This is a genomic window from Streptococcus sp. 4155 (assembly GCF_013276695.1).
Taxonomy (GTDB): domain Bacteria; phylum Bacillota; class Bacilli; order Lactobacillales; family Streptococcaceae; genus Streptococcus; species Streptococcus pseudopneumoniae.
Genome location: NZ_VMLM01000072.1, coordinates 1 through 14,553, shown reverse-complemented (window position 1 = coordinate 14,553; position 14,553 = coordinate 1). Strand labels below are relative to the sequence as shown.

Genomic DNA, 14,553 nt, shown 5'->3' with positions numbered 1-14,553 from the left:
CAGATAGAGCTGACGCGGTCTGAAGAGATTTTCAAAGAGTATAAAACCTTGAAGAGCTGCCCCTTCAAGGTTTTTCTTATACAAATAAACGGACAAAACTGTAAAGTAGCAAGACACTACCAAGCACGATGCGGTATTTACCAAAAAGGGTAAAATCGTGTTTTTTCACATAACTTGTCAAAAAGCGAATAGCCACCATGCTGACTGCAAAAGCGACTCCCATCGCAACCAAGAGCAAGAACAATTGTCCAAAGCTCAAGAGCTGTCCTGCTTTCAAAAATTTGAAAATCTTTAAGGCACTAGCTCCAAACATAACAGGAATCCCTAGATAGAAGGTAAATTCTGTCACAACTGAACGACTGGTTCCATTTAACAAACCACCGACGATTGTAGCTCCAGAACGGCTTGTCCCTGGTAAAAGGGCAAGAACTTGGAAGAGTCCGATATAGAAAGCTGTTGTATAAGGAAGCTTGTCCAACTCTGTCACACTTGGCTCGATAGCACGCGCTTTATTACGTTTTTCCAAATAGATAAAGGCAATCCCATAGATAATCAACATGAGAGCAACAGAAACCATGTTATGGAAGTGGGTATCAAACCAATCATCAAACTTAAAGACGGCAAGTAAAGGCAAGGTCGCAATCAAGACCTTCAGCCATAGTCTCCAAGTCTTACGAACTTCCTGCTTGTCCTTAGTCGGTTTGAAAGGATTGAGCTTGTTAAAGTAGATTACCATGACCGCCAAAATCGCACCAAGCTGAATCACGACATTAAACATGGAAATAAAGGCTTCGTTTTGATTTTGGTATTGGATAAATTCCTCTGCTAAAATCAAGTGACCTGTACTGGAAATCGGCAACCATTCCGTAATTCCTTCAACAATCCCGAAGAAGATAGATTTTAAAATTTCAATAAGATACATAGATTACTCCTTTTTCTATCTTCCATTATAGCATATTTTTCAATCTATGGCAGTTCTCTTTAAAAGGCACCGATACTTCCACCACCTCCGCCTCCAGAGAAACCACCGCCAGAACTTCCACTTCCAGAAGATACAGAGTAGGTACTTGCTGTATTTGCGACACTGGCATAATGGCTCATTTGCGCGCTTGAATGATAAAACATACTGTGCCAGCCATAAGCTACATAGAGGTTGATATCTGGATTTTCCACTTGAATCTGATGAACCTTCATCAAATGGCTGACCTTGTCCGCATAGCCAAATAAGGTCGCATAGACCAAGAGGCGATTCCAGACCACAATACTTTCCAATTCAGCCTGATCCAATCGCGCAATCTCACGCAACATATTTTCAAAACTGGTCCAGAGATAGTAGACCTCTGCTCCTGCTTCATTTAGGACACCATCACGATTATCTAATCGAAGCTTCCAATAATAGAAAACAGCCAAAACCAAACCTAGAAAACCAAGTATTGGCAAGGGGAGGTAAAGATAGCCATAAACGTCCAAACTGTACAAGAACAAACCAAATCCAATAAATAGGGGCAAGATAGTGGAGAGTCCCATACCCACTTGCAAGGCCTTTTCCCCACCAGTTAAAGGACGATAGTAATCTGGGAGCCCCCAGAAGAAAACCCTGTCTCTGACCCCTTCTTGCATCTCTTTTAATACTGCTTCGAAAGAAGATTTAAGCTGACGCCCCTTTGCTTGAATCCGTTTTTCATCAGAGACTTTTGCTCTACGATAAAGACTATCAGATACCTTGTAATCCGCAAACAAATTGGAAAGAGTTTCTTCTTTTTTGCCTGAAAAAGCCAGATTTAGACAGTCTTTCTCAAAGCTTGACAAACCATCTTCTTTTACTAGCCTCAAACCAACTGCATCTCCTTCTGAAATGATAGAGACATTTCCACGGTCTATCACATCTAGCAAGGTAGCTTGAATAAGTTGGTCAAAGGTGAATTTGCCAGCCCCCTTGACCAAGGGACTCACTTCCTCCAAGGAGGTCGAGTAGACAGCCTCTGATAAAACCATAGGCTCTAATTCCATTGGTGGTTCATAGAGACGATGATTTTTGGCATATTTGACTGAAGGAGTGGTCTTTCTTCTATAGATAAAATAGAAGCAGACACTCAATAACAAGGAGATAGAAAGTATCGAAGGTAAGACCCAAGTAAGGAGTTGTTTACTTTGCTCTTTTTCTTTAACAATCGAGTCTTCTACCTTATTAAATTCTTCTAAATGATTTCCTTTCAATCCCTGATCCCTAGCGCTAGCAAAATCAGTTCGAGGCCAATAGGCATGCAATTCAACTCCACGCTTAGCCGGAAGATTGTCCAAACGAATAGTATAATCAAGGCTACTCTTTTCAATCGTTCCCTCTCTAAAAAGTTTCCCTGTATGGAAAAAGAGTTTTTCAGCTCCCTTGTCTCCCCTTACATGAAATTCAAACTTGCCAATAGCCCCTGAACTATCTGTTAAAGGTTGCCAATTTAATTCAGCAATGTCATCATATAGGAAAAGCAAATTTTTTAAGTTCCATGTAAGCTCAACTTCAACTGTGTCGCCTTCCTGGCCTGGATTATAGACTCTCACAGTATAACCATTCGCTTCTTCTGTCACTTCGCTCGTAACGTCTGCTAGTTCAGCACCATTTTTCGCAGCCTGAACCTTTGGATGAGGATCAATGTCAAATCCACTAGGCATCTTGCCAGCACGTCCAAGTCCCACGATTTGGCCCTTAAAGTCCTCCTCAAACTGATAAACTATCTTTTGTCTAAATTCTGCCGTATTGTCTGCATGAATATACAAATCCCCTTGATAAGAGTTTATCTTGAAATCAATGGCGAAAACAGAAAGTGGCAGAAGGCAAAACAAGCCAAACATCAGTAAGAAAAAAGTTTTTTTCATCAACTAAGCCCCCTTTTTATCTTTCTTATCATTATAGCATTTTTTCGTAAGTAAAGGCTTACTTATGTTGAAAAATTACGCATTTTTCGATAAAATAGGAGACAGTTATTTTTTAATAGATTAGAATAGGAGAAATCATGAGAAAAATATACTTATCTATTTTCACAAGTCTCTTGCTGATGCTAGGACTTGTCAATGTTGCTCAAGCCGATGAATATTTACGCATCGGGATGGAAGCAGCATATGCCCCCTTTAACTGGACCCAGGATGATGATAGCAATGGAGCTGTCAAAATCGATGGAACCAACCAGTATGCCAACGGATACGATGTTCAAATCGCCAAGAAAATCGCTAAGGACTTAGGTAAAGAACCTTTGGTTGTTAAAACCAAGTGGGAAGGTCTAGTCCCTGCCCTTACTTCTGGTAAGATTGACATGATTATCGCAGGTATGAGTCCTACTGCCGAGCGTAAACAAGAAATTGCCTTTTCAAGCAGTTACTACACTAGCGAACCAGTTTTGCTTATCAAAAAAGATTCTGCCTACGCAAATGCTAAATCTTTGGATGACTTTAATGGTGCGAAAATCACTTCTCAACAAGGTGTCTACCTCTACGACTTGATTGCACAAATCTTAGGTGCTAAAAAAGAAACAGCTATGGGAGACTTCGCTCAAATGCGCCAAGCTCTTGAGGCTGGTGTCATCGATGCCTATGTTTCTGAACGCCCAGAAGCTCTGACTGCTGAAGCTGCTAACTCTAAGTTCAAGATGGTCCAAGTAGAACCAGGTTTCAAAACTGGGGAAGAAGATACAGCTATCGCCATTGGACTTCGTAAAGATGACAATCGTATTAGCCAAATCAATGCCAGCATCGAAACCATTTCAAAAGATGACCAAGTTGCCTTGATGGATCGTATGATCAAGGAACAACCTGCCGAATCTACAACAACTGAAGAGACTAGCAGTAGTTTCTTCAGCCAAGTCGCTAAAATTCTTTCTGAAAACTGGCAACAACTCTTGCGTGGTGCGGGTGTCACCCTTTTAATCTCTATCGTCGGAACTATCACAGGTCTCATTATTGGACTTGCCATTGGTGTTTTCCGTACTGCTCCTCTCTCTGAAAATAAAGCCATTTATAGCCTACAAAAACTAGTCGGCTGGATCCTCAATGTCTACATTGAAATTTTCCGTGGTACGCCAATGATCGTTCAATCGATGGTTATCTACTATGGAACTGCCCAAGCTTTCGGTATCAACCTTGATCGCACACTGGCTGCTATCTTCATCGTTTCGATTAACACTGGTGCCTACATGACTGAAATCGTCCGTGGTGGTATCCTAGCAGTTGACAAGGGACAATTTGAAGCTGCTACTGCTCTTGGTATGACCCATAACCAAACCATGCGTAAGATTGTCCTGCCTCAGGTTGTCCGTAACATCCTACCTGCAACTGGTAATGAATTTGTCATCAATATCAAAGATACATCTGTATTGAACGTTATCTCTGTTGTCGAACTTTATTTCTCAGGAAATACCGTGGCAACTCAAACCTATCAATACTTCCAGACATTTACAATCATCGCCGTGATTTACTTTGTCCTCACCTTCACCGTAACACGTATCCTACGCTTCATCGAACGCAGAATGGACATGGATACCTATACTACAGGTGCTAACCAAATACAAACGGAGGATTTTAAATAATGACACAAGCAATCCTTGAAATTAAACACCTCAAAAAATCCTATGGCCAAAACGAAGTGCTAAAAGACATTTCACTCACTGTCCACAAGGGAGAGGTAATCTCTATCATCGGAAGCTCTGGAAGCGGGAAATCGACCTTCCTACGCTCCATCAACCTACTTGAAACACCAACTGATGGACAAATCCTTTATCATGGACAAAATGTCCTCGAAAAAGGCTATGACCTCACGCAATACCGTGAAAAGTTGGGGATGGTGTTCCAATCCTTTAACCTCTTTGAAAATCTCAACGTGCTTGAAAACACAATTGTCGCTCAGACAACTGTCCTTAAACGCGAACGCACAGAAGCTGAAAAGACTGCCAAAGAAAACCTAGAAAAAGTCGGCATGGGAGAACGCTACTGGCAAGCGAAGCCAAGACAACTCTCAGGGGGTCAAAAACAACGTGTGGCCATCGCTCGTGCCCTCTCCATGAATCCGGACGCTATTCTCTTTGATGAACCAACATCAGCTCTCGATCCAGAAATGGTTGGAGAAGTCCTCAAAATCATGCAAGATCTGGCTCAGGAAGGCTTGACCATGATTGTCGTAACCCACGAAATGGAATTCGCCCGTGATGTCTCTCACCGTGTTATCTTTATGGATAAGGGTGTGATTGCTGAAGAAGGCAAACCAGAAGATCTCTTCACCAATCCTAAAGAAGACCGTACAAAAGAATTCCTTCAACGCTATCTCAAATAAAAAGAAAAGGCTGCCTCAACCGTGCAGTCTTTTTGCTGTCCTCAAAATGAAAAGGCAGATTCTCTATCTCTACTACTTGAGGGTCAAGAATCCGCCGTTATCCAAAGATTAATCTTCAAATTTTTCATGATTTTTTTCATAGAAATCAATTAGGCCTAGGGCTGTTTCAAATGAAATATTTTTTACTTTTGCACGACCCTGCGCCAGAGCAATGATAGACATTTCACGCGCATTCGTTTCCTTAGAGATACGGTAGCCTGTGATTTTCTTATCACGAACCCAGCCAACAACTGATTCTACTTTTTCAAAGTTTGACTTAGCCATGTTTTTCTCCTATTTTCTTCTTTACAATACTTAATTGTATACGTTTTTACTACTTTTGTCAATAAAAAAACATATATTCAATAAAATAAATGACCCAGAATCTTCTTACTTCCTTTTTAAAGCCGATAATATATAGTTTTCCGCTTACTATAACCCATCAGTATGCTCCTAAAAAACAATTGCATTATTAAACTTTAAATTTGTAAAAATATTCACGTATGCTGAATACCAGTTTCTTAATAGGATAGACAGGATTTACTATTTCATTCTATCTATTCCTTTTAAATCAACAAGCCCACTAAAGATAGTCTTTCACTCCTCACTATCTCTAAATCATTCCGTTTTCTTTCTCCTTCTTTGGTTCCTTTCCTGTCCTTATCTATATCTTATCCATTTCACAACCGGTACTACTTACTTTGTACAATCTTGCATCTTCTGATTACATACCCACTTTCCAGCTAGTCATTTAAAATCAGTATCACTAGCTATTGCATGTCTAGCACTATTGTCTATCTCACGAGTTTTTTCGACCAACTCACCTAGCAGTCATCTCACAAACATTGATTATTTTTTTTGATTCCTATTATATTTAGAGAAATCTCAAATTAGGGATATATACAATTGGGGATTTCAAAAAATTTCCTTATATATAGTAAGTAATTCTGCCGCCTTAATATAAACAGAATCGAAAATAATAGGTGTTATAGTGAGTTGTAGTAGAAATAGCACGATAAGCTTCCTAAAACCATAGGAATCGCCCCCTTTCTTCACTATCATTATAACACCTATACATTAGTTGTGCAAATAATATGATATTTTTTTATTAGTCCTCAGACAAGCATATTATAGAGCGTTTCATTCCCATTTAAGTTAATATAAGCTGGATCAAAACCTTCCATTCGACGAATTAAGCCTGCATAATCATGCTTATCTGCCAAAGCGATCCCAATCAATACTGGACCTGTTCCCTTACTAGCTCGCTTGATATACTCAAAACGGGTGATATCATCATTTGGCCCCAAGATATCATTTACAAACTCACGCAAAGCTCCTGGACGCTGTGGGAAATTGACCACAAAGTAATGTTTGATCCCATCATAAATCAAGGCACGCTCTTCCATTTCTGGCATACGGTTGATATCATTATTCCCTCCAGAAATGATACAACAAATGGTTTTCCCCTTGATATATTCAGCTAAAACCTCTAAAGAGGCGATACTAGCTGCTCCAGCAGGTTCTGCAACAATCCCTTGCTTAGAGTAGAGGTCAATCAAAGTTTCAGAAATCAATCCCTCATCGACACCTACCAAAGTTTGAACATGTTGACGCGTTGCTTCATAGGTCAACTGTCCTACCTTTTGCACAGCAATCCCATCCGCAAATTTGTCAATTTCTTTGAGTTTAACAGGTCCACCAGCTTCAAAAGCAGCTTTCATGGAACGCGCTCCATTAGCCTCTACCCCAATGACTTCAATTTCTGGACTTGTTTCCTTGATATAGGTAGAAACCCCGGCAATGAGACCGCCACCACCAACAGGGACCAAGACAGCATCAAAGTCAATCGATTCTTTTCGAGCTTCTTCTAAAATCTCATAAGCAACTGTTCCTTGACCCGCTTGGACATGAGTATCATCAAAGGGAGCAATAAAGGTACGATTTTCAGAGACTGTAAATTCTTGAGCTGCTTTGGCTGAGGCATCAAAGGTATCTCCAACTAGTTTAATGGTTACAAAATCCCCACCAAAAAAGCGAACCTGACCAATCTTTTGTTGCGGAGTGGTAATGGGCATAAAAATAGTAGCAGGAATTTTCATCTCATTACAAGTATAGGCAACTCCCTGCGCATGATTTCCCGCAGAAGCACAGACTACCCCACGCTCACGTTCTTCCTTGCTGAGCTGAGAAATAGCATAATAGGCACCACGAATTTTAAAGGAACGAACACGCTGGGCATTTTCTTTTTTCAAATAAATCTTAGCACCATACTTCTCCGATAAATAATGGTCGTAATCCAGTGGGGTATTCACAACCACACCATTCAAGACCTTATGAGCCTTGATAATATCTTTTGAACTTAACATATAAAACCTCTTTTTCTATAAAAAACAGTCACTAATGACTGTTTTTTTAGTTATTCATCTCCAAAAACTTCAGCAACACTTTCATGATATTTATGAGCCATACGAATTGAAAACTCTTTAGGAAGTTCATAACGATTTGTGGAAATCCAATCATATAACCATTCTGCCAAACTTTCTTCACTATCATTACGATGGAAGATAAAATAGTTTAAAACTTCTTTATATTCTACATCATTCAAATCCAGCGTGTCTACAAATTGACTACGAGGAACAAAATTAGAATCTAATTTTCTTAGTTGATCTGTCAATTCTCCCAATTGTAAATCCAACTGAAAAAATAATTTTTGCAGTTGCCTATCAGTTTCATCACATCCTGTCTTGATAGAAAACAAATTGGTAATATTCATATGATTTCAACCCCTAAATAAGTATATCTAATATCCCACGAATAGCTGAAGCTACTATTTTAAGCAAAATTCTTTGCTTTCTAATTAGTTATAGATTTTGAATGCATCATCGTCGTTTTTACCAACGAAAGGCATTGCTTTACGCAATTCTGCACCAACTTTTTCAATTTCAAGGTTAGCTGCTTGTTCACGGTAAGCAGTCAATTTTGGACGTCCAGCTTTATAGTCATTTACAAAGTCATTTGCAAATTTACCATTTTGGATGTCTGCCAAGACAGCTTTCATATTTTCTTTAACTTGCTCAGTAATCACACGTGGACCTGATACATAGTCACCGTATTCAGCAGTGTTTGAAATAGATTGACGCATTTTCTTGAATCCACCTTCATAGATCAAGTCAACGATCAATTTCATTTCGTGAAGAACTTCAAAGTAAGCCAATTCTGGAGCGTAACCTGCTTCTGTCAAGACTTCGAAACCTGCTTCGATAAGGGCAGTCAAACCACCACAAAGTACAGCTTGTTCACCAAACAAATCTTCTTCAGTTTCTTCTTTGTATGTTGTTTCAAGAAGACCTACACGAGCTGCTCCAACACCTTTACACCAGTCCATAGCAATGTTTTTCGCATTTCCTGTTGCATCTTGGTATACTGCGTAAAGAGCTGGTACACCAAATCCTTCTTCGTAAGTACGGCGTACCAAGTGCCCTGGTCCTTTAGGAGCACACATAAAGACATCTACATCCGCAGGAACTTTGATAAATTCGAAGTGAATGTTGAAACCATGAGCAAATCCAACTGCATTCCCAGCTTCCAAGTTTGGAGCGATTTCTGCTTCGTACAATTCTTGTTGGATTTCGTCTGGTGCCAAAATCATGATAACATCAGCCAATTTAGTTGCTTCTGCTACTGTGTAAGTGTCAAATCCATCTTCTTTTGCTTTGTCAAAAGATTTACCTGGACGTACACCGATGATGACATCGCGACCTGAGTCACGCAAGTTTTGAGCATGCGCATGTCCTTGTGAACCATAACCGATAACGGCGATTTTTTTACCGTCAAGTGCTGCTACTTTAACATCTTTTTCGTATTCCATTTGAACTGCCATAGTTTTTCTCTCTTTTCTATCATTTATTGCCTTTTAGGCTGGTTTAACAAATTTAAGTTGGATTTTTAGTCACGGGTAAATCCAGTTGCACCCGTTCGAGCAATATTGCGAATACCGTATGGTCGAATGACTCGTAATAGAGCTTCACTCTTTTCAGCATTTCCTGTCATCTGAATGGTAATCGAGCTTGGCGCTACGTCTACCACTGTTGCACGGAAAGGTTGAATAATCGCTAGAATCTCAGCTCGCTTCTCAGCTGGCGCTGACATCTTAACCAAAATCACCTCGCGCTCCAAATGAGGCTTGTCTGTAATATCACGAATGCGAATCACATCAATCTGACGATTGAGTTGCTTGATAATTTGCTCCACTTCATCATGAGAAGCAACATCAATAATAATGGTGATACGCGATACATTCGGATCTTCTGTTGCTCCAACAGAGATGCTTTCAATATTAACCTGACGACGAGATAAGACACCTGTAAAGCGATTGAGGACTCCTGAACGATTTTGTAGTTTTGCTGTTAACATTCTACGCATGGAACTTCACCCCCAACATCTCATGATTACTCTTACCAGCCGGTACCATTGGTAACACCTGTTCCTTACGAGAAATATCTACCTCAATTAGCATAGGAACATGCTCAGTGATGACTTCAAGGTCTTGAGCCAAGGTCTCAGGATTGTCAAACTTATAGTTTTTAATACCATAAGCCTGCGCCATCAATTGGAAATCAGGAAGGGTATCAAAGACCGACTCTGATGTTCTTCCTTCATAGAAGGATTCCTGCCACTGGCGAACCATTCCAAGTGAATGATTGTTCAGCATAACCACCTTGATTGGCACCTTGTAAATATTCAAAATAGCCAACTCCTGGTTGGTCATTTGGAAACCACCATCCCCAACAAACAAGACTACTTCCTTATCTGGGTTAGCAATTTTAGCCCCGATTGCTGCTGGAATTCCGAATCCCATGGTTCCTAAACCACCTGAAGTCACTAACTGACGTTCATTTTGGTAGGGATAATACTGGGCTGTCCACATTTGGTGTTGACCAACATCTGTTACCACAATGGCATCTCCATTCGTCAATTCACCAATGCGTTCAATAACTGCTTGCGGTTGAACCACACGCTCTTTCTTATCATAAGAACGAACACGGTTCTTGTCTTTAGTAACTTTCTCAATCCATTTCTCAGTATTGTTATGAACTGTCGGTTCTGCTAGCAACATTTGCAAGGCTTTCTTAGCATCTCCAACTACAGGAATATCTGCACTGATAATCTTGCCAATCTCGGCTGGGTCAATATCAATATGGGCAACCTTAGAATTCTTAGCAAAAGTCTTTGGATTTCCTGTCAAACGGTCATCAAAACGAGAGCCAATACTAATCATAAAGTCCGTCTCTGTCATGGCAATATTCGCTGCGAAAGAACCGTGCATCCCCCCCATTCCAAGGAAGAGTGGGTGAGTCGTTGCAATTGTTCCTTGACCTAAGAGAGTTGTTACGACTGGAATTTGATAGCGTTCTGCAAATTCATTTAATTCTGCCGCAGCCTCAGCATAACTAATTCCACCACCAGCTAACAAGACTGGCTTTTTAGCCTTGGACAATTGCTTCAAGATTTTCTTGATTTGCATATCATTTGGTTCAAGAGTCGGCTGATAGCTTGGTAGGTTCACTTCTGGTGAATAAATGAAGTCTGTTTCTAAAGCAGATACGTCTTTAGGTAGGTCAATGACGACTGGCCCTGGACGGCCTGTAGTCGCGATATGGACAGCTTCCGTGATGATACGCGGAATATCAGCTGTCTCACGAACTTGGTAATTGTACTTAGTGATTGGCATGGTAATTCCCACGATGTCTGCCTCCTGAAAGGCATCCTTCCCAATCCCTGCTCGCCCTACCTGACCTGTAAAGACCAAAAGGGGAACACTATCGCTCATGGCATCCGCAATCCCTGTAATGGCATTTGTTGCTCCCGGTCCGCTAGTAACGACGGCAACACCCAACTTTCCAGTTGATTTAGCATAACCTTCAGCTTCATGCAGACAACCTTGCTCATGGCGTCCTAGAATGTGGTGAATACCTTTAAAATTATATATCGCATCATAAAAAGGCAAGACTGCACCACCAGGATAACCAAAGATGGTATCAATTCCTAAATCACGAAGTGTTTCCAAAACTAGGTCCGAACCCGTCTTAGGAGATTCTAAACTGATTTTCTCCATTGTTCCCCTTTCTTTCCTCTTAAAAATAACTTGTTACTATCATACCATTTTTTAAAAAATTTTCAAGAGAAAAGAAGAAATTTTCTGAATTTTCTATTTTAACGTTTATTTATGAATGTTATTTTTGTTTTTATTAAAAAGATACCGTTTTCATTTACTAAAAAAGAAAAAAGAACTGATTTCTCAGTCCTTCATTAATCGGCTCTTATTCCACACTAAATAGATAGGGGTAAACAGGTTGTTGACCTTGGTGGATTTCAACTTCAAGATCCTCAAATTCTTCTGCGATTTCTTGAGCGATTTCATTGGCAAGTTCTTCGCTTCCGTCTTCACCGACATAGAAGGTTACGATTTCACTGTCTTCATCCAACATATGTTTCAAAGTTTCTGCCAAGGTTTGGTGCATGTCAGGGTTTGACACGAGGATTTTCCCATCCACCATACCTAGATTATCGTTTTCATGGATTTCTAAACCATCGATCGTTGTATCACGCACGGCTGTTGTGACGCTTCCGCTAACGACATCGCTAAGAGCAGCTGTCATACGCTCTTGGTTTTCTTCAATGGACTTGCTTGAATCAAAGGCAAGAAGACTTGTCAAACCTTGAGGAAGAGTGCGAGCCTCTACCACTACTGCTGGTTGCTCCAAAACTTCTGCCGCAGATTGAGCTGCCATGAAGATATTCTTGTTATTTGGCAGGAAGATGATGTTACGGGCATTGACCTGTTCAACAGCCTTGATAAAGTCTTCTGTTGAAGGGTTCATGGTTTGACCGCCTTCGATAACATAATCCACACCTTGAGAACGGAAGATATCTGCTAGACCTTTACCAGCCACCACAGCAATCAAAGCATACTCTTTTTCTTCAGCTGGCTTGCTAACTTGGGCAGTTTCTTTCTCAATCTGTGCTTCGTGTTGGTTACGCATATTGTCAACTTTTACCTTGACCAAGCTACCATATTTTAGACCTTCTTGCATGACAAGTCCTGGATCTTCTGTATGGACATGGACTTTGACGATTTCATCATCATTGACAACGAGGAGAGAATCTCCAAGTTCATTCAAGTAGTTACGGAATTCATCGTAGTCAAAATCTTTGGCATAGGTTGGACCTTGCTTAAGAGCTACCATGATTTCAGTACAGTAACCAAAGTTGATATCCTCAGTCGCCACATGACCAGCCACAGACTTGTGGTGCTCTGCATTGATCATTTCACTCATATTGGCAGGAGTCGCTACAAAGTCCTCAGATGCAATATATTCACCAGTAAGGGCAGAAAGGAAACCTTCGTAGATAAAGACCAATCCTTGACCACCTGAGTCCACAACGCCAACTTCCTTCAATACTGGAAGCATGTCTGGCGTTTTAGTTAGAGCTGTTTTAGCACCTTCCAAGGCTGCGCGCATGACTTCAACAGCATCATCTGTTTGCTCAGCTTTTTTCTTAGCACCGATAGCAGCCCCACGAGAAACTGTCAAAATCGTTCCTTCAACTGGTTTCATCACTGCCTTATAGGCAACTTCAACACCTGATTGGAAGGCAAGGGCCAAGTCTTGACCTGTTAACTCGTCTTTATCCTTGATGGCTTGTGAAAATCCACGGAAAAGCTGAGACATAATAACTCCTGAGTTCCCACGCGCACCCATCAAAAGCCCTTTAGCAAGAATGCTCGCTACCTCTCCAACTGTAGAAGCTGGCTTGTCTGCAACTTCTTTAGCTCCATTTTCGATGGTCATCCCCATGTTTGTTCCAGTATCTCCATCTGGAACAGGGAAGACGTTTAATGAATTGACATATTCAGCTTGCTTATTCAAGCGAGTTGATGCAGCCTGCACCATTTCTTGAAATAAGCTAGTAGTAATTTTTGACACGGTTATTCTCCTACAACTTTGATATTTTGAATGTAGACATTTACAGTCTGAGCAGTAATTCCAAGCTGGTTTTCCAAGCTAAAGGCAACACGCTCTTGAATGTTTTTTGACACTTCACTAATCTTTGTTCCGTAGCTTAACACGGTATACACATCAACTGCAATGCTTCCATCTTCGGCTGCCTTTACGACGACACCTTTGGAATAATTTTCCTTACCTAGAAGGGCTTGGAAATTATCTTTGAGGGCATTTTTACTAGCCATACCGACCACACCAAAAATTTCAGTTGCTGCTCCACCTACGACGGTTGCAATCACTTCATCTGTTAGTTCGATTTGACCATCTTTTGTATTAATTTTTACAGTCATCCTTTTTACCTCAACTAGTTGATACTCTATTTTATCATATTTCAGCCCAAGTGTAAAAGCAGAATACTGTATCAGCGGATATTTACTCTGCTTTTAAAATGATTTTTTCACTATGTCAAAAGAAAAAGACCCTGAGGTCTCCTTGCTTTTATTATTAAACGCGTTCAACTTTACCTGATTTCAAAGCGCGAGCTGAAGCCCAAACTTTTTTAGGTTTACCATCGATAAGAACAGTAACTTTTTGAAGGTTTGGTTTTACGGCACGTTTTGTTTGGTTCATCGCGTGTGAACGGTTGTTTCCTGATACAGTCTTACGACCTGTAAAGTAACATACTTTAGCCATTGTGTTTTCCTCCTATTAAATCTAATATAGCGGATGTGCTAGCACTACATACCGTACTATGTTATCACACTTTCTTCATTTTTGCAAGGGAATTGGAAGATTTTTTTATTTATTGTGATTCGAATGTGATATTGAAAGTTCTATAATGAAGTTAGCCACCCAGCCCTCCTAAAAATTAGATGTTTTAACTAGCTTATAGCTAGCCCTCGATTTCATTTGATAAGAGGCTTGATGCTGTTAGGCTGACAAGCCAAGGCTAAGATTAGCTTTGGTTTAGCTGACAAAACTGCTTCAAGGGTTCCTCTTGTCAAATGAAAGCTCTTCTAGGCATAAGAAAACACCTCTGTGTTATACTTGTTGTTCAATCACAAACACAAGAAAGGCACAGAGATGAAAAGCCATTATACTACAAAAGCCAAACATTTGACAATCGATAGCCGTCGCTTAATCGAAAGATGGAAAAAAGAAGGGAAATCAAATAGAGAAATCGCCTCTTTACTT

Annotated in this window: 14 protein-coding genes; 3 read left to right on the top strand and 11 right to left on the bottom strand. The window is 40.4% G+C overall.

Features of this window, described 5'->3' with window-relative positions; all coding sequences use genetic code 11:
* Positions 1 to 76: 76 nt before the first annotated feature.
* Positions 77 to 922: an undecaprenyl-diphosphate phosphatase gene (locus tag HT715_RS08980; RefSeq protein ID WP_000280764.1), complete on the bottom strand. Its 846-nt coding sequence runs from the start codon at positions 920 to 922 to the stop codon at positions 77 to 79.
* 59 nt (positions 923 to 981) lie between these two features.
* A complete protein-coding gene (locus HT715_RS08975; RefSeq protein WP_000750623.1) occupies positions 982 to 2,871 on the bottom strand; it encodes a DUF2207 domain-containing protein in 1,890 nt (629 codons plus the stop codon).
* A gap of 137 nt (positions 2,872 to 3,008) precedes the next feature.
* On the opposite strand from HT715_RS08975, the gene HT715_RS08970 reads away from it, so the two are divergent.
* Positions 3,009 to 4,574 carry an ABC transporter substrate-binding protein/permease gene (locus HT715_RS08970; RefSeq protein WP_023937414.1) on the top strand — a complete coding sequence of 522 codons (1,566 nt, stop codon included), beginning with the start codon at positions 3,009 to 3,011 and terminating at the stop codon, positions 4,572 to 4,574.
* Positions 4,574 to 5,314 (top strand): amino acid ABC transporter ATP-binding protein, encoded by a 741-nt coding sequence (locus tag HT715_RS08965; protein ID WP_000189488.1) that lies wholly within the window; start codon positions 4,574 to 4,576, stop codon positions 5,312 to 5,314. The genes HT715_RS08970 and HT715_RS08965 overlap by 1 nt, the downstream gene beginning before the upstream one ends.
* A 108-nt stretch (positions 5,315 to 5,422) precedes the next feature.
* Here the strand turns inward: HT715_RS08965 and HT715_RS08960 are convergent, their stop codons facing one another.
* The 9 genes from HT715_RS08960 to rpmB all read right to left on the bottom strand — a co-directional run bounded on the left by HT715_RS08960 (position 5,423) and on the right by rpmB (position 14,052).
* Positions 5,423 to 5,638 carry a hypothetical protein gene (locus tag HT715_RS08960; protein WP_001130036.1) on the bottom strand — a complete coding sequence of 72 codons (216 nt, stop codon included), beginning with the start codon at positions 5,636 to 5,638 and terminating at the stop codon, positions 5,423 to 5,425.
* Between the two features lie 830 nt (positions 5,639 to 6,468).
* Positions 6,469 to 7,719, bottom strand: a complete 1,251-nt coding sequence (gene ilvA, locus HT715_RS08955; RefSeq protein WP_000952969.1) for a threonine ammonia-lyase IlvA — start codon at positions 7,717 to 7,719, stop codon at positions 6,469 to 6,471.
* Positions 7,720 to 7,769: 50 nt separating this feature from the next.
* Positions 7,770 to 8,126, bottom strand: coding sequence for a hypothetical protein (locus tag HT715_RS08950; RefSeq protein ID WP_023939147.1), 357 nt, complete (start codon positions 8,124 to 8,126; stop codon positions 7,770 to 7,772).
* Positions 8,127 to 8,210: 84 nt separating this feature from the next.
* On the bottom strand, positions 8,211 to 9,233 hold the full coding sequence (gene ilvC / locus HT715_RS08945; protein WP_000290683.1) for a ketol-acid reductoisomerase: 1,023 nt from the start codon (positions 9,231 to 9,233) through the stop codon (positions 8,211 to 8,213).
* A 65-nt stretch (positions 9,234 to 9,298) separates the two neighbouring features.
* On the bottom strand, positions 9,299 to 9,775 hold the full coding sequence (gene ilvN / locus HT715_RS08940) for an acetolactate synthase small subunit (RefSeq protein ID WP_001253803.1): 477 nt from the start codon (positions 9,773 to 9,775) through the stop codon (positions 9,299 to 9,301).
* Positions 9,768 to 11,468, bottom strand: a complete 1,701-nt coding sequence (locus HT715_RS08935) for an acetolactate synthase large subunit (RefSeq protein ID WP_000411733.1) — start codon at positions 11,466 to 11,468, stop codon at positions 9,768 to 9,770. The genes ilvN and HT715_RS08935 overlap by 8 nt, the downstream gene beginning before the upstream one ends.
* Before the next feature lie 205 nt (positions 11,469 to 11,673).
* Entirely contained in the window at positions 11,674 to 13,341 is a 1,668-nt protein-coding gene (locus HT715_RS08930; protein ID WP_000036650.1) for a DAK2 domain-containing protein, read from the bottom strand.
* 2 nt (positions 13,342 to 13,343) lie between these two features.
* Entirely contained in the window at positions 13,344 to 13,709 is a 366-nt protein-coding gene (locus HT715_RS08925) for an Asp23/Gls24 family envelope stress response protein (RefSeq protein WP_000216436.1), read from the bottom strand.
* Positions 13,710 to 13,863: 154 nt separating this feature from the next.
* A complete protein-coding gene (rpmB, locus tag HT715_RS08920) occupies positions 13,864 to 14,052 on the bottom strand; it encodes a 50S ribosomal protein L28 (protein WP_001140948.1) in 189 nt (62 codons plus the stop codon).
* 390 nt (positions 14,053 to 14,442) lie between these two features.
* Between rpmB and HT715_RS08915 the strand changes: the two genes are divergently transcribed.
* The coding region (locus HT715_RS08915; protein ID WP_172922918.1) for a helix-turn-helix domain-containing protein at positions 14,443 to 14,553 on the top strand (111 nt) is incomplete at its 3' end.